The sequence below is a fragment of the Nocardia sp. PLKS1-43 genome, assembly GCF_059510335.1.
Window position 1 is genome coordinate 289,111 of the sequence record NZ_JCAJZQ010000006.1, and the last position, 24,096, is coordinate 313,206.

General features: G+C 68.0%; 23 protein-coding genes. 11 read left to right on the forward strand and 12 right to left on the reverse strand.

The genetic code is table 11. From position 1 onward, the window contains the following. Nucleotide 1 precedes the first annotated feature (1 nt). The 5 genes from pstA to AC5WS7_RS23185 form a co-directional block, all read right to left on the reverse strand. Nucleotides 2–904, reverse strand: coding sequence for a phosphate ABC transporter permease PstA (pstA, locus tag AC5WS7_RS23165; RefSeq protein ID WP_495956653.1), 903 nt, complete (start codon nt 902–904; stop codon nt 2–4). Beyond that, nucleotides 904–1,875 (reverse strand): phosphate ABC transporter permease subunit PstC, encoded by a 972-nt coding sequence (gene pstC / locus AC5WS7_RS23170; protein ID WP_495956654.1) that lies wholly within the window; start codon nt 1,873–1,875, stop codon nt 904–906. Before pstC ends, pstA begins: the two co-directional genes overlap by 1 nt. A gap of 90 nt (nt 1,876–1,965) precedes the next feature. Then, a complete protein-coding gene (gene pstS, locus AC5WS7_RS23175) occupies nt 1,966–3,087 on the reverse strand; it encodes a phosphate ABC transporter substrate-binding protein PstS (RefSeq protein ID WP_495956655.1) in 1,122 nt (373 codons plus the stop codon). A gap of 260 nt (nt 3,088–3,347) precedes the next feature. Continuing rightward, nucleotides 3,348–4,265 (reverse strand): mycothiol synthase, encoded by a 918-nt coding sequence (gene mshD / locus AC5WS7_RS23180; RefSeq protein ID WP_495956656.1) that lies wholly within the window; start codon nt 4,263–4,265, stop codon nt 3,348–3,350. Then, on the reverse strand, nt 4,262–5,023 hold the full coding sequence (locus AC5WS7_RS23185; RefSeq protein WP_495956657.1) for a winged helix-turn-helix transcriptional regulator: 762 nt from the start codon (nt 5,021–5,023) through the stop codon (nt 4,262–4,264). The genes mshD and AC5WS7_RS23185 overlap by 4 nt, the downstream gene beginning before the upstream one ends. A 505-nt stretch (nt 5,024–5,528) precedes the next feature. Between AC5WS7_RS23185 and AC5WS7_RS23190 the strand changes: the two genes are divergently transcribed. The 6 genes from AC5WS7_RS23190 (at nt 5,529) to AC5WS7_RS23215 (ending at nt 10,069) form a co-directional block, all read left to right on the forward strand. Then, nucleotides 5,529–6,326 (forward strand): LmeA family phospholipid-binding protein, encoded by a 798-nt coding sequence (locus tag AC5WS7_RS23190; protein WP_495956813.1) that lies wholly within the window; start codon nt 5,529–5,531, stop codon nt 6,324–6,326. Beyond that, complete coding sequence (locus AC5WS7_RS23195) at nt 6,323–6,787, forward strand: thioredoxin family protein (protein WP_495956658.1); 465 nt, start codon at nt 6,323–6,325, stop codon at nt 6,785–6,787. The genes AC5WS7_RS23190 and AC5WS7_RS23195 overlap by 4 nt, the downstream gene beginning before the upstream one ends. 332 nt (nt 6,788–7,119) lie before the next feature. Further along, on the forward strand, nt 7,120–7,611 hold the full coding sequence (locus AC5WS7_RS23200; RefSeq protein WP_495956659.1) for a DUF4395 domain-containing protein: 492 nt from the start codon (nt 7,120–7,122) through the stop codon (nt 7,609–7,611). 28 nt (nt 7,612–7,639) lie between these two features. Next, nucleotides 7,640–8,473 carry a sulfurtransferase gene (locus tag AC5WS7_RS23205; protein ID WP_495956660.1) on the forward strand — a complete coding sequence of 278 codons (834 nt, stop codon included), beginning with the start codon at nt 7,640–7,642 and terminating at the stop codon, nt 8,471–8,473. Between the two features lie 5 nt (nt 8,474–8,478). Beyond that, nucleotides 8,479–8,784: a DUF1416 domain-containing protein gene (locus AC5WS7_RS23210; RefSeq protein WP_495956661.1), complete on the forward strand. Its 306-nt coding sequence runs from the start codon at nt 8,479–8,481 to the stop codon at nt 8,782–8,784. 685 nt (nt 8,785–9,469) lie between these two features. Next, nucleotides 9,470–10,069, forward strand: a complete 600-nt coding sequence (locus tag AC5WS7_RS23215; protein ID WP_495956814.1) for a heme-binding beta-barrel domain-containing protein — start codon at nt 9,470–9,472, stop codon at nt 10,067–10,069. Nucleotides 10,070–10,078: 9 nt separating this feature from the next. On the opposite strand, the gene AC5WS7_RS23220 is transcribed toward AC5WS7_RS23215, so the two are convergent. The 6 genes from AC5WS7_RS23220 to AC5WS7_RS23245 all read right to left on the reverse strand — a co-directional run bounded on the left by AC5WS7_RS23220 (nt 10,079) and on the right by AC5WS7_RS23245 (nt 18,086). Further along, nucleotides 10,079–10,663 (reverse strand): Uma2 family endonuclease, encoded by a 585-nt coding sequence (locus AC5WS7_RS23220; protein ID WP_495956662.1) that lies wholly within the window; start codon nt 10,661–10,663, stop codon nt 10,079–10,081. Between the two features lie 257 nt (nt 10,664–10,920). Next, nucleotides 10,921–12,603, reverse strand: coding sequence for an ATP-binding cassette domain-containing protein (locus AC5WS7_RS23225; RefSeq protein ID WP_495956663.1), 1,683 nt, complete (start codon nt 12,601–12,603; stop codon nt 10,921–10,923). A 26-nt stretch (nt 12,604–12,629) separates the two neighbouring features. After that, nucleotides 12,630–14,477, reverse strand: a complete 1,848-nt coding sequence (gene cydD / locus AC5WS7_RS23230) for a thiol reductant ABC exporter subunit CydD (RefSeq protein WP_495956664.1) — start codon at nt 14,475–14,477, stop codon at nt 12,630–12,632. Between the two features lie 3 nt (nt 14,478–14,480). Next, entirely contained in the window at nt 14,481–15,545 is a 1,065-nt protein-coding gene (cydB, locus tag AC5WS7_RS23235; RefSeq protein WP_495956665.1) for a cytochrome d ubiquinol oxidase subunit II, read from the reverse strand. Between the two features lie 13 nt (nt 15,546–15,558). Next, nucleotides 15,559–17,079, reverse strand: a complete 1,521-nt coding sequence (locus AC5WS7_RS23240) for a cytochrome ubiquinol oxidase subunit I (RefSeq protein ID WP_495956666.1) — start codon at nt 17,077–17,079, stop codon at nt 15,559–15,561. Nucleotides 17,080–17,174: 95 nt separating this feature from the next. Further along, complete coding sequence (locus AC5WS7_RS23245; protein WP_495956667.1) at nt 17,175–18,086, reverse strand: aminodeoxychorismate lyase; 912 nt, start codon at nt 18,084–18,086, stop codon at nt 17,175–17,177. 167 nt (nt 18,087–18,253) lie between these two features. Here AC5WS7_RS23245 and ygfZ point away from each other — a divergent pair, with 167 nt between their 5' ends. From ygfZ to AC5WS7_RS23260, 3 genes are all read left to right on the forward strand, one after another. Next, on the forward strand, nt 18,254–19,381 hold the full coding sequence (ygfZ, locus tag AC5WS7_RS23250; protein WP_495956815.1) for a CAF17-like 4Fe-4S cluster assembly/insertion protein YgfZ: 1,128 nt from the start codon (nt 18,254–18,256) through the stop codon (nt 19,379–19,381). A gap of 76 nt (nt 19,382–19,457) precedes the next feature. Continuing rightward, complete coding sequence (locus AC5WS7_RS23255) at nt 19,458–20,423, forward strand: asparaginase (protein WP_495956668.1); 966 nt, start codon at nt 19,458–19,460, stop codon at nt 20,421–20,423. Nucleotides 20,424–20,595: 172 nt separating this feature from the next. After that, the gene (locus tag AC5WS7_RS23260; protein ID WP_067886875.1) at nt 20,596–20,811 is read left to right on the forward strand and encodes a DUF3073 domain-containing protein; all 216 of its coding nucleotides are present in this window, start codon (nt 20,596–20,598) and stop codon (nt 20,809–20,811) included. Nucleotides 20,812–21,133: 322 nt separating this feature from the next. Here AC5WS7_RS23260 and purM read toward each other — a convergent pair whose 3' ends face one another. Then, nucleotides 21,134–22,231: a phosphoribosylformylglycinamidine cyclo-ligase gene (gene purM / locus AC5WS7_RS23265; protein ID WP_495956669.1), complete on the reverse strand. Its 1,098-nt coding sequence runs from the start codon at nt 22,229–22,231 to the stop codon at nt 21,134–21,136. A gap of 276 nt (nt 22,232–22,507) precedes the next feature. Between purM and AC5WS7_RS23270 the strand changes: the two genes are divergently transcribed. Together AC5WS7_RS23270 and AC5WS7_RS23275 are read left to right on the forward strand one after the other, a co-directional pair. Continuing rightward, nucleotides 22,508–23,374 carry an alpha/beta fold hydrolase gene (locus AC5WS7_RS23270; RefSeq protein ID WP_495956670.1) on the forward strand — a complete coding sequence of 289 codons (867 nt, stop codon included), beginning with the start codon at nt 22,508–22,510 and terminating at the stop codon, nt 23,372–23,374. Beyond that, nucleotides 23,361–23,981 carry a TetR/AcrR family transcriptional regulator gene (locus AC5WS7_RS23275; RefSeq protein WP_495956671.1) on the forward strand — a complete coding sequence of 207 codons (621 nt, stop codon included), beginning with the start codon at nt 23,361–23,363 and terminating at the stop codon, nt 23,979–23,981. The genes AC5WS7_RS23270 and AC5WS7_RS23275 overlap by 14 nt, the downstream gene beginning before the upstream one ends. The last annotated feature ends 115 nt before the right edge of the window (nt 23,982–24,096 follow it).

Here is a 24,096-nt window from a genome sequence, read left to right on the forward strand (position 1 = left end):
TCTATCGGTTCCGTGTGAGCAGCTTGTTGACGACCGCGGCCCCCACGTACAGCAGGGCGATGATCAGGATCAGCGTCAGCGACGCACCCCACACCCGCGCCACACCTGCGGGTTGCGGATTGGACAGCTCCTGGTAGACCAGCAGCGGCAGCGAGGCCATATTGCCCTGGAAGATGTTGAAGTTGATCGACTTCGAATAGCCGACCAGCACCAGCACCGGCGCGGTCTCGCCCATCACGCGCGCCACGGCCAGCAGCATGCCGCTGATCATGCCGGGCAGGGCGGTCGGGACCACGATCCGCACGATGGTCTTCCACTTCGGGATGCCCAGCGCGTACGAAGCCTCGCGCAATTCGTCGGGGACCAGCTTGAGCATCTCCTCGGTGCTGCGCACCACCACCGGCAGCATGAGCAGCACCAGGGCGAAGGACACGGCCAGTGCGCTCTGCCCGAACTTCAGCGTCGCGATCCACAGCGAGAACACGAACAGCGCGGCCACGATCGACGGCACACCGGCGAGGATGTCGACCATGAACGTGGTGACCTTGGCCAACCGGCCGCCACCGTATTCGATCAGGTAGACCGCGGCCATCACGCCCAGCGGGATGGCGATGACCGCCGCGACCAGCGCCTGGGCGACGGTGCCGAAGATCGCGTGGTAGACGCCACCAGCGTACTGCTCGGGCAGCACGCCGTACTGCGAGTTGGTCCACCAGCCGCTGCGAGTGATCGAGCTGACGCCCTTGCTCACCACCACGATGAGCACCCAGGCCAGCGGCACCAGCGCGATCGCGAAGCACAACCACATCACCAGCGTCGCGATGTTGTTGCGGACCTTGCGACCCAGTGAGATCTCGCGGAAGGCGCGCGCCTTGATGGGCTTGTCCAAGGTGGCTGTGGTCATCACCCGTTCACCTTCCCGCCCGCGGCGATCCTGGCCAGCGCGTTGACCACGAAGGTCAGCACGAACAGCACGAAGCCCGCGGCGATGTAGGCGCCGGTCGGCAGCGCCTGGCTGAATTCCGAAGCGGCCGAAGCGATCTTGGAGGCGAAGGTGTACCCGCCGTCGAACAGCGACCAGTGACCCGGCTGCTGTGCGGTGCGCAGCACGATCAGCACCGCGATGGTCTCACCCAGGGCGCGCCCCAGACCGAGCATCGACCCGGCGATCACACCGCTGCGACCGTAGGGCAGCACGGTCATCCGCACCACTTCCCACTTGGTCGCACCGAGCGCCTGCGCGGCCTCGATGTGCGCACGCGGCGTGAGATTGAACACCTCGCGGCTGACCGAGGTGATGATCGGCAGGATCATCACCGCCAGCACGACGCCTGCGGTGAAGATCGTGCCGCCGCCGTCGATCGAGACGTTGCCCAACTTGAACAGGAAGAACCAGCCGAAAGTGTCGTGGAAGAACTTCTCCACCGGCACCAGCTTCTCGGCCAGCACCAGGAACCCCCACAGACCGAACACGATCGATGGCACCGCCGCCAGCAGGTCCACCAGCATCGAGAACGGGCGGGCCAGCGCCTTGGGCGCGTACTGGGTCAGGAACAGCGCGATACCGACGCCCACCGGCACCGCGATCACCAGCGCCATGAGCGCGCTCATCACCGTGACCATGAACAGGTCTCTGATGCCGAACTTCAGGTTGTTGGCATCGTTGGTGTTGAACTCGCCGCTGGTGAAGAAGTTCGCCTTGTTCGCCCCGATCGAGGGCACGGCCCGGATCAGGAGGAACAGTGCGATCAGCGCGATGGCGGCGACGATCGTCGCACCCGCCGCGGTGGCCAGCGACCGGAAGATCAATTCCGGTTTCCTGCTGACACCCGGCCGGGTGGACTTCGCCGGATCGGTGACGGGATCACTCGGCATTCGAGCAGTATCGCCGCCCGCCCGCGGGCCGGTCGATTCCGACTGGCCCGCGGCGGTGACATCGTCGTGCACGGTCATGGGTGGCAGCTATCAGGAGATGGCGTTGATGGCGGTGGTCAGCTTGGCCTTGAACGAGTCCGGCAGCGGGATGTACCCGGCTGTGTCCAGACCGGCCTGACCGTTGTTGACCGCGGAGGTCAGGAACGCCTTGACGGCCTTGGCGGTGTCGGCGTCGCTGTACTTCGAGCAGACCACCTCGTAGGTGCCGAGCATGATCGGGTACGCGGCCGGATCGGTCGGGTTGTAGAACGAGGAGGTGTCCAGCACCAGGTCGTTGCCCGTGCCCTTGACCTTGACGCTCGCGACGGCCTTGCTGGCCGAGTCGGTGGTCAGCTCGACCGGCTTCACCGACGCGTCGGTCAGGATGCGCGCCATGTGCAGGTTCTGCGCCTTGGCGAACGACCACTCGTTGTAGGTGATCGAACCCGGGGTGCGGTTGATCGCGGCCGAGGTGCCGTCGTTACCCTGCGCACCCTCGCCGACGCCGCCGTTGAAGACCTTGCCCGCGCCCTTGCCCCACGCGCCCTTGGACGCGGCATCCAGGTAGTGCTGGAAGTTGTCGGTCGTGCCGGACTGGTCGCTGCGGAAGACCACGTTGATGGCCAGATCCGGCAGCTTGTCGGCGATGCCGGTGTTGAGCGCCTTGATGGCCGGGTCGTTCCAGTTCTTGATCTGGCCGCTGAACACCTTGGCCGCGGTCGGGCCGTCCAGCACCAGGTTGTCCACACCGGTGATGTTGTAGGTGACGGCGATCGGACCGAAGACGGTCGGCAGATCCCAGGCGGTCGAACCGCACCGCTGTGCGGCCTTGTCGGGCTCGCCCTTCTTCGGGTCCAGCGGGGAGTCCGAACCGGCGAAATCGGTTTGGCCACCGATGAAGTCGTTGATGCCCGCACCCGAACCACTGCCGGTGTAGTCCAGCTTGTAGCCGTCGCAGTTCTGCTGGTAAGCGGCGATGAAGCGGTCCATGGCGTTCTTCTGGGCCGTGGAACCGCTCGCCTTGAGCGCCTTCTTGCCACCGCAGTCGACGTTGACCTTCGATGCGGTGCCCCCGGTCGACGCGGTGTTGTTGTCACTCCCACAGGCCGACAAGGTCAGGGCGCCGGCTGCCGCCAGCACGCCGATGAGAGCGCTGCTGCGCTTGAGATTCACCTAATCCTCCGGTAACGCTCGAGACACGCCCGATCCCTCAACGACCGGACGGGTACCGTGGTGGCTGTTCGCAGAACTCGCACACCAGGCAGCGGGTACTGCCCACAAGTAACGTAGGTTCGGCCGGTTGACAGTTGGACCTGGGTAAGTGAACGCGGAGTGAACAAGCCGGCGCTATTGCGATTTGCTGCTGTGACATTTGCCGCAGAGTTACCGGCGTATCGACCAAGGCCCCTAGCGCCCGCCGATCGCGTCGGGTATCAGCGCGCGGCGTACGCGGCGTCGACGTGCGAGGTACCGAAACCCAGCCTGGTGTAGGTGTGCACCGCGGCGGTGTTGTCCGCCTCGGTGTAGAGCAGCACCTCGGCCGAACCGCGATCACGCAGGTAATGCAGGCCCGCGAGGGTCAGTAGCCGTCCCAGGCCGCGGCCCTGCGCGGCGGGATCGATACCGACCACGTACACCTCGCCCACCGGCGAGCCGGTGTTCTCCGCGGCGTCGTGCACCTTGGTCCAGTGGAAGCCCAGGATGGTTTCGGGCCGCGCGGTGTCCACCGCGACGAACAGTCCCTGCGGATCGAACCAGGACGATTCGCGCCGCACCGCGAAATCCGCCTCGGTCCAGCCGCCCTGTTCGGGATGCCAGTCGAACGCCGCGTTGTTGACGCGCAGCAGTTCGGCGTCGTCGGACGGACCGGCATAGGTCCGCAGGGTGATTCCGGCCGGAATCGACAGCGCCGGTAACTCCGGCGTTGCCAGTGGGCGGCGCATTTGCCACAGTTCGCGTGCCACACTCAGCCCGAGACGTCCGGCCACCGCGCGCGCCGAGGGCAGATTGCCGTGCGCCCACACCCGCGCGTCCCGGCCGCCCTCGCCCAGGGCCGCGCCCACCAGGGCCGCGCCGATCCCGCGGCCGCGATGTCGCGGATCCACCGCGACCTCCGCCATCGCGGGGTGTTCACCATGTGCGGCAACGAGATTCGCGTATCCGGCCACCACTCCCTCGCGCGTCGCGAGCAGATGCCGGGCCGCGCCGGACACCTCCAGGGACAGCACCGCCTGCTCGGAAACCGGTGCGACGCCGTCGAATTCGTCCGACCGCCGGAGCAGTTCGCGAACCTGGGAGACCGTGTCGGCGGACAGCTCGCCGGTCCACCCCGACAACGCGGCCGCGGTCACGAGAGCGAACCGTTGACCGGAGCCGGCTGCGCATCCTCGGCGGGCTGTCCCTCCTCGGCCGCCGGGGCCGTGTCGGACTTGGCATTCGAACGCGCCGGGCGCACCGCCTTGTAGCCGACGTTGCGCACCGTGCCGATGAGCGATTCGTATTCACTGCCGAGTTTGGCGCGCAGCCGTCGCACGTGGACGTCCACCGTGCGGGTGCCGCCGAAGAAGTCGTAACCCCAGACCTCCTGCAACAGCTGGGCCCGGGTGAACACCCGTCCCGCGTGCTGGGCGAGGTACTTCAGCAGTTCGAATTCCTTGTAGGTCAGGTCGAGCGGGCGGCCGCGCAGCCGGGCGGTGTAGGTGCCCTCGTCGATCACCAGCTCGCCCAGGGTGATCTTGCCGGTGTTCTCGGGGCTGGCCGAACCGCCGTTGCGCGCCACCAGCAGACGCAGCCGGGCGTCGAGTTCGGCGGGGCCGGTGCCGGGCAGCAGGATGTCGTCCAGACCCCAGTCGGCGTTGACCGCGACCAGCCCGCCCTCGGTGAGCACCGCGACGACCGGGACCGAGGATCCGGTGCTGCCGAGCAGCCGGCACAGCCCGCGCGCGGCGGCCAGATCGGTCCGTGCGTCCACCAGCGCGATATCGGCGGACCCGGCCTCGAGCAGGGAAGACACCTCGGTAGGCGCGGGACGGACGTTGTGCGGTAACAACGCCAGCGAGGGCAGGACCGACTCCGGGTTCGGGTCCGAGGTCAGCAGGAGCAGCTCCACCGGCTCTCCTCCCAATCTGGCATGTCCGCGGCAACCTCGCTGTACGTCCGCGACATCATGCTGGTTAGCACTGGTAATTCGTGCCTACATTAGCGCGTCTGCCGAGTTGCCCATGCATTCCGAACCGATGGCCCATCTCGCGCCGAGCCGAGCGGGTCCGCGATCAGCGAACGCCCCGGGCCGATCGCGGCGGCAACAGATATCGTGCATGCATGGGTAACTCACCGGGTACCCCGACGACCCGACCTGTCGCACCCCGCCGACCCGGCGGCGCGCCTCGCGAGCACGCGCTCACCCCGTCCGAGATGCGCACGGGCGGGCGAGCGGATGGCTGAGACACCACGCCCGCGCACCGGCCCGGCCGTGTCCGGCGAACCGCGCAGAGACGGCCGCATCCATGAGTAACCCGACGGAGACGCCGGGCCTCCGCCCGGCCCCGCAGCGCTCCAGCGCCGAATCCGGCGCACCCGCCGAGAACGTTCGCGCGCCGATCCGCGCGGTCGTGGTGCGCAGACTCGTCCTCGGGCTGCTGCTGCTCGTGGCGGCCGCGGTCGTGGTGGATTTCACCGCGGCGGCCTATTCGGAGTATCGGGTCTCGCGGTCGCTGCGCGCGGGCGGCGAACTCAGCGCCGACCCCGACGTGACCATGCACGGCTTCCCGTTCGTCCTGCAGGCCTGGCACGGCGATTTCCGCAACGTCGAGATCCGGGCCAGCGCGAACCGGCCGGACATCCCGGGCCAGATCCTGGTCGAGGCGACGCTCAACGGCGTCCATCTGCCGGCGCACGCGCTGCTGGACGGCGATACCCGCTCGGTCTCGGTGGACCGGGTGGCCGGGCGGATGCGCATCGAGCCGGTCGAGCTGGGCCGGTTGTTCAACATCCCCGACCTGGACATGCGCGGGCCACCGGCCGACAAATCGGACGGCACCGGCGGTTCCGGCGGTTCGGGTGTGACCACCCAGGGCGCGCTCATCCTCAGCGGCACCATCCCGCTCGGGCCCGAACCGCGCAGTACCGAGCGCGTCAGCGTGAAGGCCGATCTGATGCTGGACGGCGACCAGGTCCGCATCGTCGCGACGGATCTGTATCACGGCGACGAGACCACCACCACGAATTCCGTGGAGCTGAGCCCCGACCTGGACAAAACCGCGGTGCTGGCCCGGTTCAGCCGGACCATCGACACCCGCGATCTTCCCTTCGGTGTGCACCCGACCAGCGTCAAGGCGCTCGGCGGCAATATCATCGTCGAAGGGGAGGGCCACAGTATGACGATCGATATGGACAGGTTCGCCCAGCCATGACGCAGATCATGATTCTCGTGGCGGTGCTGCTCATCGCCGCCGTCGTCGGCATTCTGGTGCGCCGCCGCGAAGGGCGCGTACGGAACGCGCCGGCGGCCGAGGCGAACGCGCCCGAGGCCGCCGAGCGCGCGGCGCTGCTGGCCACGGTCGGCGTCGGCGCGGCGCAACCCGCGGTGCTGCACTTCTCCGCCGAGTGGTGCGGCCCGTGCGCCGCGGTGCGCCGGGTCGTCGGCGGCGTCGTGGCCGACCTGTCCGAGACGCAGGCCCCGCCGCGCGATATCGAGGTGGACATCGATGCCGAGCCGGCACTGGCCCGCGAGCTGAACGTGCTGTCCCTGCCGACCACCTTCGTCTTCGACGCCGAGGGCCGCGAACGCTTCCGGATCTCCGGCGTGCCCAAGACAGCGGATCTGCGCAGCGCCTTGATCCCGCTCACGCAGCCCGAACCCCGCTGCGCCTGAGCCGGGGGCGAGAACCCGTCCCGTTGGGTACGAAACCGCTCACTGACCGGCTGTGAGCAGGTCGAACGCATCGATTCCGGACCCCGGGCCCAATTTCCGCGCCGAACCGGGTAAACTGATCGACGTGCAAACCCGCCGAGAGCTGATGCTCACCCGTCGCCGCACAGTCGATCTGTGCCGCCTCGGCGGTTGTTGCTGCCTGTGCATGTAGCCGGTCGGCCTTTACTTTCTTTCGCTGCCGACCGGTTGTCCTACCGCGTGAGTGATCTCGTCGATCCCCCGGTGATCCGACTCGAATCCCGACAGACATACGCAGCGCAGGAGTTCTTCCGATGTCCCAACCCGACACCGATTTATTCACCCGGCAGTCCCGGCCCGGCCAGGTCGATGTCCGTGGTCCCCGCTTCGCGGCGTGGCTGACCACCGGCGTTCTGGTCGTTGTCCTGATCGTCTCGGCCGTCTCGGTACCGGCCGCCGCGGTACTCATCGCCCTGCAGGCGGTGGTGTTCGCACTCGGCGCGCTACTCGGACCGCGACGCAGCCCGTACGGGCAGATCTACGCCAGGCTCGTCGCACCGCGCGTCGGCCCGCCCACCGAGGTCGAGCCCGTCGCGCCGCTGCGGTTCGCCCAGCTGGTCGGCCTCGTCTTCGCGGTGGCCGGCCTGATCGGCTTCGCCGCCGGGAGCGTCGTGGCCGGCGCGATCTTCACGGCCTTCGCACTGTTCGCGGCGTTCCTGAACGCGGCCTTCGGCATCTGCCTGGGGTGCAAGATCTACCCCCTCGTGCAGCGGGTCCTTCCCGCGCCCACACAGTCCCCCACCTAGCCCGGCAAGTCACATCGAAAGGAACAACATGGCTCGCTCCGATGTCCTGGTCTCCGCAGACTGGGTAGAAGAGAACCTCAACGCCCCCGGCGTCGTCATCGTCGAGGTCGACGAGGACACCTCCGCCTACGACACGGGCCACATCGAAGGTGCCGTCAAGATCGATTGGAAGAAGGACCTGCAGGACGCGGTCCGTCGCGATTTCGTCAACCGTGAGCAGTTCTCCGACCTGCTGTCCGCGCGCGGCATCTCCAACGACGACACGGTGGTCCTGTACGGCGGCAACAACAACTGGTTCGCCGCGTACGCCTACTGGTACTTCAAGCTGTACGGCCACCAGAACGTCAAGCTGCTCGACGGCGGCCGCAAGAAGTGGGAGCTCGACGGCCGCCCGCTGTCGACGGCCGCGGTGAGCCGACCGGCCACCACCTACAAGGCCGGTGAGCAGGACCTGTCCATTCGCGCGTTCCGGGACGACGCGATCGCCGCGATCGGCACCAAGAACCTCGTCGACGTGCGTTCGCCCGATGAGTTCTCCGGCAAGATCCTCGCCCCGGCGCATCTGCCGCAGGAGCAGAGCCAGCGTCCCGGCCACATCCCCGGCGCGATCAACGTGCCGTGGAGCAAGGCCGCGAACGAGGACGGCACCTTCCGTTCCGACGAGGAGCTGGCGGAGCTGTACAAGGATGCGGGCCTGGACGGCGAGAAGGAGACCATCGCCTACTGCCGCATCGGCGAGCGTTCCTCGCACACCTGGTTCGTGCTGCAGGAGCTGCTCGGCCACAAGAATGTCAAGAACTACGACGGAAGCTGGACCGAGTACGGCTCCCTCGTGGGAGCACCGATCGAGTTGGGAGCCTAATTCCTATGTGCGCAGCACCTACTCAGGGCCAGACCCTGCCTGCCAATGTCGACACCGAAAAGGAGACGGTCCTGACCGGTCGTGTCCTCGACGCCGACGGCAATCCCGTCGGTGGTGCGTTCGTCCGTCTACTGGACTCCAGCGACGAGTTCACCGCCGAGGTCGTCGCTTCGGGTACCGGTGACTTCCGGTTCTTCGCCGCCCCCGGCACCTGGACCATCCGCGCCCTGTCCTCCGCGGGCAACGGCACCGCGAAGGTCGCCCCCGAGGGCGCCGGCATCCACAACGTGGACGTGTCGGTAGCGAAATAGCCTGCCGGGCAACCGGACCGAGCGGCAGCCTGTGCGAACAGGCTGCCGCTCAGTCATATCCGGACAACACACACCAGCGCAACCCCAATCCCGCTGCGCCGCAGGCGAACCCGCACCGAACGTAAGTCCCCTGCCACCCGGGCCGCTCCGACGTGAAGCGTCTCCGTCCCGCCGGAAGTCGCCCACGAAACGTTGGGACATCCCAGGAGCTCGGATGTCGAGCAGCCGTCTTCGCGGTGGAACTGGCCAGGCTCACCAACAACACCCAAGGCCCGGCACCGACCACACCGAAAACCCGCCGAAGCGAAGCGAGGCCAAAGCCAGACGCGCCCAGCGGCGAAGCGTCTGGCGTCCCGCTGGAAATCGCCCGCGAAGCGAAAGGCTCAGCAAGAAGACCTGCAAGGTTTTCGGCGCGGGCTCGTCGTTCAGATAAATACAGACACCACACACCTACCCGATTCCGTAGCGGGCATCGAGGTCGATAGACTCCGAGTGTGGTCCTTACCTTCGAGATTTTGCTGGTTCTCGTCTCCGTGCTGATCGCCTGGTTCGGTCTGTACGTCCTCTACCGGCTCTTCACCGAGTCGTGACCGAGGCCGAGCACGCCGAGAACTCGACGACGAACGGTTCCGCGTCCGCTACGGGCAACGGGGCCGAGCCCGCGCATCGCAGTGGCGATGCCGCGGTGAGCGAGGCGGCCGAGCGTGCGAAGTCCACCGGCGTGCGCAACATTCCGCAGCTTCCGGACCTGCCGCTGCCCGAGGACACCGCCAATTTGCGGCTGGGGCCGGATCTGAGTTCCTCGATGCTCGCGCTGCTGCCGCTGGTCGGCGTGTGGCGTGGTGAAGGCGAGGGTAACGATCCCGAGCGCGGGGACTACCACTTCGGCCAGCAGATCATCGTCTCGCACGACGGCGGCGACTATCTGACCTGGCAGTCCCGTTCCTGGGTGATCGACGCCGAGGGCAAGTACGACGGCCCCGACCTGCGCGAGAGCGGGTTCTGGCGAGTCGGCATGGACGGCGACGACGAGGTCATCGAACTGCTGCTCACGCACAGCTCCGGCATCGTCGAGCTGTTCTACGGCCAGGCCCTCACCCAGTCCTCCTGGGAACTCGCCACCGACGTTGTCATCCGCAGCCAGTCCGGCGCGGTGGTGGGCGGCGCCAAACGCCTCTACGGCATCGTCGAAGGCGGCGACCTGGGCTACGTCGAGGAGCGCGTGGTAGCCGACGGCGCCCTCGAACCCCGCTTGTCGGCTCGCCTGCAGCGCTACATCGGCTGAGGCTCCGCCTCAGCCGCGCCGCGTCTTCTCGGACAGGTCGATCTCGATCGGAAACGGTACCGAGATTTTCAGACTGTCGTGGAAAATCCCCAGCAGCGCATAGACGTTGGTGGCGGGGTCCAGTTCGTAGGCGTACACCACGGGCGCTGCACCGTTGCGCTCCACTCGCCAGTAGTGACGAATCCCGGCCTTGGCGTACTTGGCGGGTTTGGTATCCCGGTCTCGTTCCTGCGAGTCCGGTGAGACCACCTCGACCGCCAAGACCACGTCTTCGGCGAAATAGTAGCTCTCGGGATCTGCCCGATCGAGCGCCTCGGACGTGACGACGAGAACATCCGGCTCCGGCATCTGGCGTACCCCGAGCTTGACCGCCATCTCACGGTCGGCCCGCAGGTTCTGCGGTGCCTGCAGGTCCAGCTCACGTCGCAGGTGGTCGATGACCTGCCTGTGCCACTTGACCTGCGGGCTCACGAAGATCAGACTCCCGTCGATCAGTTCGGTATGGCGTGGAAGGCCGGGCAATTGCAGGAATGCGTCGACCGTGAACCCCTCTGGTGGCGGGATCACCCAATCAGGTACCGGCTCAACGGTCATGCCCATAGCGTAACCCCTGGTCCAAGACGACTCACTGGGAAAAGGAACGACCCCCGAGTCGTACCGCGGATGACGGATCATCCTGCGGTCCCGGTCGGACGTGCCGGGGACTCGGGGGCCGGGTGACTGCCTGGGATTCGCCGCGCGCTCGCGCGGACGGTCAACCCGTCGCAGCGGTGGCGCTCAGCTGACAGCCACCTCACGTGTCCTATGAATACTCATTCTTCGAACCACCTCCTTCCCGTGTACCAACGAATCTAATAGCTGGTTCCGCCGGTCGGCAACGTATTTTCGCGGGAGGCGAAATCGCTGGTGAGGACGGTTGCGGCGGGCTCGACAGTGACACGGCCGCCGGAGGCTACCCGGACGATCGTGTCCGCCCGATGGTCCCGGGGCAGTTGATGGGTGACGACCACGACCTTTCGATCGGGGGCGATCAAGCCGCTGCTGTCGTCGAGCAGCGCACGCAGGAGGTCGGCGCTGGCGTCGGCTTCCAGATGCTCGGTCGGTTCGTCCAGCAGCAGGACCTCGGCCGGGGAGAGCAGGGCCCGGGCGAGCAGGATGCGGCGGCGCTGGCCGCCCGATACCGCCGCCGCGCCGCCGATCAACTCCGTGTGCAGGCCCTCGGGCAGGTCGTCGAGCCAGTCGCCCGCGCCGACCGCGCGCAGGGCCGCGCGAGCCTCGTCCTCGGTGATATCGCCACGGGCGACCCGCAGATTCTCCAGGACAGTCGTGCCGAACAGGTGCGCGTCCTCGGCGAAGAAGGTGACCCCCGGACGCGGCGTGCCGAACAGCCCGGCCCAGGCCATGAGCAGTGTGGTCTTACCCGCGCCGCTCGGGCCGAGGACCGCGATCCGGCGGCCCGCGGGCAGGGCGGGCAGATCGCTCAGTGGAACCCGTTGGGTGCGAATGTCTTTCGTCTTCTCGGCGGTGGTGATCCGATGCAGTGCGGCTCGGCCTCTGGTCAGCGCCTGAGCGGCCGCGGGAAGTACGCCCACGGCCTCGAACGCGGACAGCGGCAGCAGGACCAGCACGGCCATCGCCATCGGGGTGATCGCGCCCGGCGGCACGGATTGCAGTGCGCCGGCGGGCATCCGCACGGTTCCCGGACCTCCGTAGAGCACGATGCCGATGAGCAGCGCGCCCAGGACACTCACGCCGATCGATACCGGGGTCGCCGCCGCGGCCCAGGCGCTGTGCGCGGCGGCGCGATCCTCGGCCGCCACCGCACGGCGGCTCGCGGCCGAGGCGGTCGCCAGAGCCGGCTCGAGGCGTCCGGCGACGCGCAGCTCGGGTGCGTGATCGAGCACCGTCATCGCGGCGGCGGTGAATTCGGCACGGTCGGCTCGAACAGCGAGTTCGGCCTCCCGTGCGGCCCGCGCGGACAACCAGGGCGCGAAGATTCCGGCGACCGCCAGTGCGGCGGCCAGAAGTGCTGCGGCAGCGGGAGATACGGTTGCCAGCACGGCTACGGCGGCGATCGACAACACCAGCGCGACCGCGATCGGCACCACGGCCCGCACCACCACGGCGCCCAGATCATCGATATCGCCGGCGATCCGCGTCAGCAGGTCTCCACGCCGCAGGCGCATCGGGTCGTCCTGAGCCACAACAGGTTCCGCGTCGCCGCGCGAACCCGGCGTCCAGATGTCGGCCCGAGCCAACGCGGTGTACACCCCGGTCCGGGCGGTCGTCATCGCGCGCAACGCCACGTCGTGAGTAGCCAGCCGCTCCAGATACCGGCACAATCCGCGCGAAATCCCCAGCGCCCGAACGGCGACCACCGCAACACTCAAATCCAGCACCGGCGGCATCTCCCAAGCCCGCGCGATCAACCACGCGGCCAGCCCCGCCAACCCCAGCCCACTGCCCAGCGCCAGAACTCCCCACCCGATCGAGACCGCGACCCGCCACCCCGACAGCCCCAGCATCTCCCGCATCCGCCGAAACTCGCCCCACATTCCCCTCATCGGACAGCCTCCCGAGACCTTCGGACAGTCCGCACGCCACGCCCCACGGGAAGCCCTTCGGCGGCATTGGGACCGGTATTCCCGGTCGGTGCGGGAGTAACGCGTGGCGGCGGTGCGGGTGCTGGAGGGGGAACATCCGGTGCGGCCGGCATTTCCGGCCGATCGCGGTGCGAGGCACGGACCTCGACGACGTGGTCGGCGACGGCCAGGAGGTCGGGGCGGTGGGCCACGACGACGACCGTGGCGCCGGCGCGGGCTCGGTCGGTGAGGGCGGCCAGGACGGTGGCGGCACTGGCATCGTCGAGGTGGGCGGTGGGCTCGTCCAGCAGCAGGATCGGGCGATCGGCGGCCAGCACCCGGGTCAGGGCGAGGCGCTGACGTTGGCCGAGGGACAGGCCGAGGCCGCCGGAGCCGACGACGGTGCCCCAGCCGTCGGGTAGTCCGTTCAGGACTTCGTCGAATCCCGTTGCGGCGCAGGCAGACGCCAAGCGATCGGCCCGGGTGCTCGCGCCGAGGAGTTCGAGATTCTCGCGCAGGGTGCCGGGCAGCAGTACCGGACGCTGCGGCAACCAGGCGACATGGTCCCACCAGGACTCATGGTCCAGTTCCGGCACCGGAAAGCCGTCCGCCAGAACCGTTCCGTCATCGGGTCGGACCAGGCCCAGGATCGATTGCAGCACAGTAGATTTACCACAGCCGTTCGGGCCGGCCAGCACCGTGATCGCGCCGGGTCGCAGCAGCGCGGACAGTCCGGCGGGCGCGAATCCGTCGCGCGACCCGACCGAAAGATCGCGAATCTCGATCACACCCTGGAGATCCGCGATCTCCCGCGCGCCGGTGACTTCCACCGCGCGATCATCGGATTCCAGTATCGCGAAGGCCTTCTCGGCGGCGGCCATACCGTCCTGCGCGGCATGGAAGCGCTCGCCCACCGCCCGCAGCGGCAGATACACCTCCGGCGCGAGAATCAGCCCGAGCAATCCCGCGTACAGGCTCATGTGCCCGAATACCAGGCGCATTCCGATCGAAACCGCCACCAGTGCGACACACAGCGTGGCCAGCATCTCCAGCACCATCGAGGACAGGAAGGCCACCCGCAGCGCCGACATCGTCCGCGCCTGCAGGGATTCCCCCAGCGCTCGCACCCGATGCCGCATGGTCATCGCGGAATCTGCTGCGGCACCGGCGGTTTCACGTCCGAGTGCGCGCAGCGTAGGCATTCCCGCGAACAGGTCGAGCAACTGATCGGACAGCCGTGTGGCGGCGGCCAGCGTCGCGGCGGACCGCCCCTGGGTCATCAACCCGATCAGCACCATGAACACCGGGATCAGCGGCAGCGTGACCAGGATGATCACCCCGGCGGTCGGATCGTGCGATGCGATGACCGCCAGGACGATGGGCGGCACCAGCGCGGCCAGCAGCAGCGCGGGCAGATAACCGGTCAGATACGCCCGCAACCCGCTCAGCGCGCTGCCGACCACGACCGCCAATTCCGTTCGCCGCGAATCCAGCTCGCGCGGTGCGAGGCCGGCCCCGCGCGCCAGGACGGCCTGCTCCAACTCGGCCACGACCTGCGCCCCGGCCCGATGCGCCAGCCTGGACTGCCACCAGGTCGCCAGGCCCCGGCAGGCGACCGCGGCGGCCAGCACCGTGATCTGCACTGTCCACGAGCCGAGTGTGCGACGTCCGGGATCGGTGATCACCCCGGCCAGCACCCGCGCCGACATCGCCGCGGCCACCACGATGCAACCGGTCGTCACCAGCGAAAACCCCACGCTGAGAACGAGATACCGACGCGCGGAACGCGCGTACCGCCACAGGCGCGGGTCGACGGGTCCGGCCATGGCTCAGCCCACGGCGCTGCGCTGTAGCGGCAGCCCGGTCGCCGGTGGAATCTGCTCGACCGTCAACCGCTTCCGGAACACCCAGTACGTCCAGCCCTGGTACAGCAGCACGACGGGCGTCACGATCAGCGCGCACCAACTCATCACCATGAGCGTGTAATGCGTCGAGGAGGCGCTCACGGTCCGATGCCCGTCCACCGTCCGGCCGTCGACGCTCAGCCCGAACGACGGATCGACGCTCGACGGCAACACGTACGGGAACAGCGCACCGAACAGCAGCACGATCGCCGCCACCACGGTGAGCGCGGTCCCGGTGAACGCCCAGCCGTCCCGCCCGCGCGACGTCGACGCGGCCGCGAGGACCAGCCCGAACACGGCCAGCGCCAACGGAATCCACGTCCAGCCCGTACCGTGGGCGAGCTGCGTCCAGAGTCCGAAGGCCGCCACCGCGGCCACGGTCGGGACGATCACGAGCCGCGCGATCCGGCGCACGCTCTCGCGCACCTCGCCACCGGTCTTGAGCGCGATGAACACCGCACCGTGCAGCAGGAACAGCAGTGCCGTGGTCAGCGCGCCCAGCAGCGCGTAGGGCCCGAGCAGATCGAGCAGGTTTCCCCCGATCTGCTTGTGCTCGTTCAGCTTCACGCCGTGCACCATGTTCGCGAACGCCAGTCCCCAGGCCAGGGCGGGCACCCAGGATCCGAAGACGATCGCCGCGTCACATGCCGCCCGCCAGCGCGGATCGTCGATCTTGCTGCGGTATTCGATGCCGACGATCCGCACGATCAGCGCCACCAGAATCAGCAGCAGCGCGAGATAGAACCCGGAGAACAGACTCGCGTACCACTCCGGGAACGCCGCGAACAGCGCGCCGCCCGCGGTGATCAACCACACCTCGTTTCCGTCCCAGACCGGCCCGATCGTGTTGAGCACCACGCGCTTTCGCGTTTCGGACCCGCGACCCAGGATCGGCATCAGCATGCCGACGCCGAAGTCGAAGCCCTCCAGCACGAAATAGCCGGTGAACAGCACACCGATCAGCAGGAACCAGAATTCCGGCAGACTCATTGCCTCGACTCCCTCAGTAGGCGAACGAAAGCTTTTCCACGGCACCGTCTTCCGCGTTCACCGCGGCGGTGACCTCCTCGGGCCCTTCCACGACGTACCGGCGCATCAGGAAGAACCAGACGACCGCGAGCGCCCCGTACAGCGCGGTGAACACGATCAGCGAGGTCACCACGGATCCCGCGGTGTTCCCGGATACCGCCTGCTGCACCGTCATCCGGATGCTCGGATCACCGGTCGGATTGGGCGCGACCACCCACGGCTGACGCCCCATCTCGGTGAACACCCAGCCGGCGCTGTTGCCCAGGAAGGGCGTCGGGATGACCAGCAGGCCCAGCAGACCGAACCAGCGTTGTCCGGGGATCCGACCGCGCCGGGTGAGCCACAGGCCGAGCAGGGCGATCAGCGCGGAGCCGCCGGCCCAGGTGATCATGGCGCGGAACGTCCAGTAGGTCACGAACAGGTTCGGCCGATAGTCACCCGAACCGTACTTCTTGTTGTAACTGACCTGCAGGTCCTTCACCCCGCCGAGGGTCACGCCGCTGAATTTGCCCTCGGCCAGCCAGGGCAGCACGCCCGGCACCTCGATGAGATGGGTGACGCTGTCGCAGTTGTTGTGCGTGCCGACGGTGAGCACCGAGAAGTCCGGATCGGTCTGCCCGTGGCACAGCGATTCGGCCGAGGCCATCTTCATCGGCTGCTGTTTGAACATCAGCTTGCCCTGCACGTCGCCGGTGAACACCAGGACGACTCCCGCGATGATGACCACCCACATACCCATGCGCGCGGCCGGGCGCCAGATGTCGTGTGCGAGCTCGACAGTGTCCGATGGCGGCGTTTCCGAGATCCCTGCGTGGTTACGCAAGCTGCCGCCTCCGGGCCCGCCGGGCGCGCCGCGGCCCCGGCGCGCCTCGCGCACCATCCACCAGCAGCCGATCCCGGCGACGAAAGTCCCGGCGGTGAGGAACGATCCCGCGACCACGTGCGGAAATGCCGCCAGCGCGGTGTTGTTGCCGAGCAACTGCGAAATGCTGTGCAGCTCAGCGCGTTTGGTCAGCGGGTTGTAGACCGCGCCGACCGGGTGCTGCATGAACGAGTTGGCCGCGATGATGAAGTACGCCGAGGCGTTCACTCCGATCGCGACCAGCCAGATCGTGGCCAGATGCACCAGTTTGGGCAGCCGGGTCCAGCCGAAGATCCACAGGCCCAGGAACGTCGACTCCATGAAGAAGGCGACCAGGCCCTCCATCGCCAGCGGCGCGCCGAAGACGTCACCGACGAATCGCGAATATTCGCTCCAGTTCATCCCGAACTGGAATTCCTGCACGATGCCGGTCGCGACACCCAGCGCGAAGTTGATCAGGAACAGCTTGCCGAAGAACTTCGTCAGCCGGTACCAATGTTCCTTGCCGGTGACCGCCCAGGCGGTCTGCATCCCCGCGACCAGCGGCGCCAGGCCGATGGTGAGCGGCACGAACATGAAGTGATAAACGGTGGTGATACCGAACTGCCACCGCGATATGTCGACAACGCTCATCCGGCCTCCTGCCCCTACTACATGTCGTAGTAAAGGCTACGCCGGATACCCTCCGAAACAACGAGTCCTAGGTCACGACGCGCACGTGTCGGACCTCACCAGTCGGCGAGCTTCCACGATCGCGCGACACCACGATCGACCAGTTCACTGATTTCCGGGGCACAGTCCGGAGCGGACATCCGCAGCCCGTCGAGTGATGCCACCCGCGCGGCCAGTGTGACGCTACCCAACATCCACACGCTCTCCGCGGTGATCAGGTCCGCGACGAAGAAGGATTTGTACTCGCATTTCCAGCCCGCACGCTCGGCCTCGGCGAACAGCGCGCGCTGGGTGATGCCCGGCAGCACACCGTGTTTCGCGGGCGGGGTGAGCAACTCCTTGTCGCGTTGGATCACCACGGTCGAACGCGGGCCCTCCAGCACACGGTGCTCGGTGCTGGTGAAGATGACGTCGTCCGCGTCCTGGCGGGCGGCGAAGCGCAACGCGGACATATTCGTCGCGTACGACAGGGATTTCGCGCCCATCAGCAACCACGGCGCGCTCTGCGCCAGATCGACCGAGATCCCGCGCGCCAGGGTGATCACCGAAACCCCTTCGGTGCGAGCCTTGTTCACCCGTTCGGGGACGGCGGCGACGAGGACGTAGGCGGTCGAGTCCGGAGTCCCGGACAGGGCGCCGGAGGTGACTCGCGATGCGGGACCGGTACTTTCGCGACCGCGGGTCAGCACCATGCGCAGCTGACCCTCGTGCTCGGCGCCCCACTCCTTGGTCGCGATCTCGACCGCCGAACGCCATTGGCCGAGATCGGGTTCCGGTAGCTCCAGAATCTGCGCCGAACGACGCAGCCGGGCCAGATGCAGTTCCAACGCACAGGGCTTGCCCTCACGCACCAGAACCGTTTCGAAGACGCCGTCACCGCGCAGTGCGCCGAAGTCGTCCGCAGAGAGCAACGGCGCGTCCGGGTCCTGGACCGCGCCGTCGAGTGTCACCAGAACTCGATCCACCATGGGCAGCAGCCTAGGCGAACGGACGCCCGCGCGAGAGGGTACCGAACTGCCGTCGGTCACCATCACACGCACCCCGATCACCCGGCAACCAGTGAGGAACCCCACAGCAAACGGGTCGTGAAATCTCACCGCGCATCGCGCGCCGACCCCGGAGTCCGAAGTCGCCTATTGTGGATGACGTGTCCGTGGATCTCCCGCCCAGTCCGCTGCTGACCGTTTCGGGGGCCGTCGCGGGCCCGCCCGGCACCCCAGACGCCGCGGTCGCCTGGCATTACGGCGATCCGTTCGGCGAACAGCGAGCCGCGGTCGAGCGCGCGGCCGTGGTCGATCGGTCGCATCGGTTCGTGTTCACCATCACCGGCGCGGAGCGGCTGTCCTGGCTGCACACCATCTCCAGCCAGCACATCACCGACCTCGGCGACGGCGAATCGGCCGAGGACCTGGATCTGGACCTGAACGGACGAGTGCTGCACCATTTCGTGCTCACCGATCTGGACGGCACGCTGTGGGTCGACACCGAGGGCGAACGCGGCCAGGCTCTGCTGGACTATCTGCGCAAGATGGTGTTCTGGGCCGACGCGAAACCCGAGGCCGCGCCCGACCACGCGGTACTGACCCTGCTCGGCCCCGCAATCGCCGCACTCGCCGAGACGCTCGGCGTGGAACAGCTACCGCCGACGTATGGCGCAATTGCGCTACCGTCCGGCGGATTCCTGCGCCGTATGCCATGGCCCACCGGTGACAGTTTCGACCTGCTCGTCCCGCGCGAAGAGCTGAGTTCCTGGTGGGCCCGGCTGACCGGCGCGGGTGTGGTCCCGGCCGGGCTGTGGGCGTTCGAGGCGCTCCGGGTGGCGGCCGCGCGACCGCGCATCGGAGTCGACACCGACGATCGCACCATCCCGCACGAGGTTCGCTGGATCGGCGGAGTCGACGAATTCGGCGCGGTCCATCTGAACAAGGGCTGTTATCGCGGTCAGGAGACGGTCGCGCGAGTGCAGAATCTCGGCAAGCCGCCGCGTCGTCTGGTGCTGTTGCATCTGGATGGATCGGCCGACTCCCGTCCGGAGGCCGGCGATCCGGTGACCGCGGGCGGGCGCGCGGTGGGCCGCCTGGGCACCCTCGTCGACCACTACGAACTCGGCCCCATCGCCCTGGCCCTGATCAAGCGGGCCGTTCCCGCCGACGCCCGGCTCGAGGCGGGGCCGATGGCCGCGGCGATCGATCCGGATTCGATCCCCGCGGACGACGAACCGCAGGCCGGTCGCCTCGCGGTGGAGAGGTTGCGTGGGCGATGAACGCAGCGCAGCGGGGGGAATCATCGAGACAGCGCGCGACGCATACGGCGGAGCCGAGCGCCGGCGAGGTGCGGTCGTGAGCGTCGAGCTTGTCGAGGTGGTGCGGTCCGGGTTCCGCGAGTGCGTGCATCGCGGTTCGGTGGTGGTGCTGGACGGTGACGGCGAGCCGGAGATCGCACTCGGCGAAGTGCATCTGCCGATATTCCCGCGTTCGACCAATAAGCCGATGCAGGCGATCACCTTGCTGCGCAACGGTTTCGAGCCCGTGGATCAGGCGGAGCTGGCCATCGCGACCGCGTCGCATTTCGGCGAGCCGGACCATGTGGCACTGGTGCAGCGCCTGCTGGACCGGTTCGGATTCGAAGAGGATCAGCTCGAATGCCCGCCGGATCTGCCCGCCGACGAGCTCGCCCGAGCCCAGGCACTGGCCGGGCAGGACCGCGCGAAGGCCGCGCGCAAAATCTATATGAACTGTTCGGGCAAACACGCCGCCATGCTCGCGACCTGCAAGATCAACGACTGGCCGACGACCGGCTACCTGAATTCGGCGCATCCGCTGCAGCAGGCGGTGTCCGCGACGATCGCCGAGATCACCGGAGAGCCGGAGACCGACCTGGGCATCGATGGCTGCGGGCTGCCGATCGTGCCGGTCTCGCTGGTGAACCTGGCCCGCGCTTACGCGTCGATGGCGACCGGCGAGCCCGGAACGCCGCAGCGGCGCGTCGCCGAGGCGATCCGGGCGAATCCGCGAGTGATTTCCGGCACGGACGGCCCGGACCTGCTGACCATGCGGGCCACCCCCGGATTGGTCTGCAAGATCGGCGCGGACGGCGTGCACGCGGGTGCGCTGCCGGACGGACGCGCGTTCGCGTACAAGATCGACGACGGTCACGACCGCGCCCGCATGCCCCTGACGCAGGCAATTCTGCGCCGGATGGGGGTCGAGTGGACCGATGCGCACGCGGATCTGGCGACTCCCGCGGTGCTCGGCGGGGGTGCGCGGGTCGGGGTGATCCGCGCGGTGCCCGGCCTGTTCGGATAACTCCTGACCGAGGGCGACAACCCGGCAAACGCGGACGGATCGGGAGTCTTCGACCACTCCTGGAAGCGCGACCGCGTGACACACGCTAAAGTGTCTGTCAGGAAGAGTATTAATTCGAACGGGGCCGCCAAACCACCCCAGGCCGCTCCGCAGTGACGTGAGGGGGTCAGCCATGGGCCGTGGCCGGGCTAAGGCAAAGCAGACCAAGGTCGCTCGCGAGCTCAAGTACAGCTCGCCATCGACCGACTTCACGAGCCTTCAGCGCGAGCTGTCGGGACACTCCCACAACTCGCAGCGCGGTGATGTGCTGTCCGACGAGCACGACGGCGACGATTCGCTGTCACGCTGGAACGACACCGACGACGACTACGACAACTGGCGCCGCTGACCTGGACCGACGTGTGAAGGGGGAGGCTACACCGGCCTCCCCCTTCACACGTCAGTACTGTCTCCGGCCCGGTTGGTGGATTCGCCACACCAGCTGATGGGCTCCATATCGCATCGACGTCCCGTTTTTCCTACCGGGACTTCGGTGCCTCCCCGCTTTCCCGCGACTTCGGCAAAGTCGTGCGGTGCGGGGAATTTTGCGTTTCGGGCAGGCGGTAGGTAGCGAGCTACCTCGGCGTACCCGATGAGTTACCGGGCGCCGTCCGCCACCGGACGAGACCGTCGCAGCAGCCGGCGGTCTCGGTCCGGGGTCGATCACATCGTCAGAACCGAGGATGTTCGCCCAGGAGGATGGCCCGATCGGAGTCGGCGTCCTTGGCTTTCTTCACTGTGCCCAGGGTCCAGCAGGCGATGTGGCGCGCGGTCAGGACGGCGAGGGCGCGATCGGCGTCCTCCGGGGCGACGACGGCGACCATGCCGACGCCCATGTTGAAGGTCTTCTCCATCTCCGAGCGCTCGACCCGGCCGCGCTGGGCGATCAGCTTGAACACCGGCGCCGGGTTCCAGGTGCCGCGGTCGAGTTCGGCGACCAGGCCCGCGGGCAGCACCCGGGACAGGTTGCCGGCCAGCCCGCCGCCGGTGACGTGCGCGAAGGTGCGCACATCGGTCTCGGCGACCAGCGCCAGGCAGTCCTTGGCGTAGATCTTCGTGGGCTCGAGCAATTCCTCGCCGAGGGTGCGGCCGAATTCCTCGACATGGCCGGCCAGGGACATCCGGTCGATGTCGAGCAGCACCTTGCGGGCCAGGCTGTAGCCGTTGGAGTGCAGACCCGAGGAACCCATGGCGATGACCACGTCACCGGGGCGCACCCGATCCGGACCCAGTACCGCGTCGGCCTCGACCACGCCGACGCCGGTCGCCGAGATGTCGTAGTGGTCGTCCTCCATCAGGCCGGGGTGTTCGGCCGTCTCCCCGCCGAGCAGTGCGCATCCGGCCTGGACGCAGCCCTCCGCGATACCGGACACGATCTGCGCCACCCGCTCCGGGACGACCTTGCCGACCGCGATGTAGTCCTGCAGGAACAGCGGTTCGGCGCCGCAGACGACCAGGTCGTCCACGACCATGGCGACCAGGTCCAGCCCGACCGTGTCGTGCTTGTCCATGGCCTGCGCGACCGCGAGTTTGGTGCCGACGCCGTCGGTCGAAGAGGCGAGCACCGGCTCGCGGTAGCCGCCCTTGAGTGCGAACAGTCCGGCGAATCCGCCGAGGCCGCCCTGTACCTCGGGCCGGGTGGCCTTGCGCGCCAGGGGCGCGAACAGCTCGACTGCGCGGTCACCCGCCTCGATATCCACACCGGCGGCAGCGTACGAAGCGCCGCCCCGGTCGTCCATACCGGCACCACTCGGGGTCTGCTCAGTCATTTTCGGGGAAAGCTCCAAACCGAATCGGCGGATAGATGCCTGATCACGCTACCGGAGCGGAGTAACGGGCAGGCACCGGTATCGGCTTGGCAGATCGACAAAATCTCGCCGCTGCGATTACGCCGCTGTCCAGCCCCCTTATCCGGATGCGGCATACCCGCGCCACCGGTAATTCCGCCCGTCGGCGCGCTGTTCGCGGACCACGTCGACCATTGACATACATACCGTATGTATGTGAATCTGAGCGAACAACCACCCGCGACCCCCGGAGGAATCATGGCAACCAGTACCGCACTCGGACCGATCGATCATGTGGACCTGCCCGGCGCCCGGATCCGCTATCACGACACCGGCACCGGCGATCCGGTGGTGTTCGTGCACGGGCTGCTCGTCAACGCCGACCTGTGGCGCAAGGTGGTGCCCGGTGTCGCCGCGGCGGGACATCGATGCATCACCCCGGACTGGCCGTTCGGCGCGCACACCATCGCGGTGCCGGACGCGGACCTGTCCCCCACTGGCGCGGCCGATCTCATCGCCGCCTTCCTCGACCGGCTCGACCTGCGGGACGTGACGCTGGTGGCCAATGACACCGGCGGGGCCATAACGCAGATCCTGTTGACGCGCAACCGATCCCGAGTCGCACGCGTGGTGCTCACCAATTGCGACGCGTACGAGAAGTTCTTCCCGCAGCCGTTCACCCCGCTGCCCCGGCTCGCCGCGGTCCCGGGTCTGCTGCGCGCGATGCTCGAACTCATGCGCTTCCGGCCCGCACTGCGGTTGCCGATCGCTTTCGGCCTGGTCACCAAGCGGCAGCCGCCCGCGGAGATCACCGATTCGTATCTGCTGCCCAGTCGCGGCTCGGCCGCGGTGCGGGCGGATCTGCGCCGCTTCGTGCGCGGGGTGCACAACCGCTACACCCTGGCCGCCGCCGAGCGGTTCGGAGAACTGGACCTGCCGATCCTGCTGGCGTGGGCGCCCGAGGACAAGGCGTTCAAACTGTCCTTCGCACAACGGCTCGCGGGCGACCTGCCCAACGCGACCCTGAGGACCATCGAGGATTCCTACACCTTCATCGCCGAGGATCAGCCCGAGTTGCTCACCGCGTTGATCGTGGAGTTCACTCGGCTGCATGCCACGCCGTAGTCAGGAGGATCGCTCCCGCAGCACCCGCTCCGCACTGGAACAGGCCGGTTACCGGCTGTTCGCCGAGCGCGGCTACGCGGGCGTGTCGGCCGAGGAGATCGTGTCCGAGGCCGGAGTCACCCGCGGAGCGCTGCACCATCACTACGGCGACAAGAGAGGATTGTTCCTGGCCGTGCTCGAACAACTCGAGGCCGACAACACCGCCGAGATCGAGCGTGCCGTAGCGGCCCTGCCCGATCCGGACGATCTGATGGCCGCGATGGCCGTCGGCCTGCGCACCTTCCTGGATATGTGCAGCCGCGCGGAAACGGTACGCATCGCGATGGCCGACGGCCCGGCCGTCCTGGGCTGGGCGGGCTGGCGCGAGATGGAGAGCCGCCACGGCCTCGGCCTGATCACCGACCTGCTCGAACGCGCGGTGGCGGCGGGCCTGGCCGTCGACGCGCCCGTCCGCGTGCTGGCGCACCTGATCCTGAGCGCGGTGACCGAAGCGGGCATGCTCGTGGCCAACGCCGCAGATCCGGAAACCGCACGCGCGGAAGCGGAACAGTGCATGTTGTTGATGATCGGCGGCCTGCTGCGCCCCCCGGCCGCACCCGGGACCTGATCCCGAATCCCGGCTCTGGAACCCGATCGCCGACAGCCGCGCTCAGCGGAAACCACACGTGGGCAGCCACATCCACACCACCCCGGCACTCGTCGAGACACCCGGCCCCGTCTGT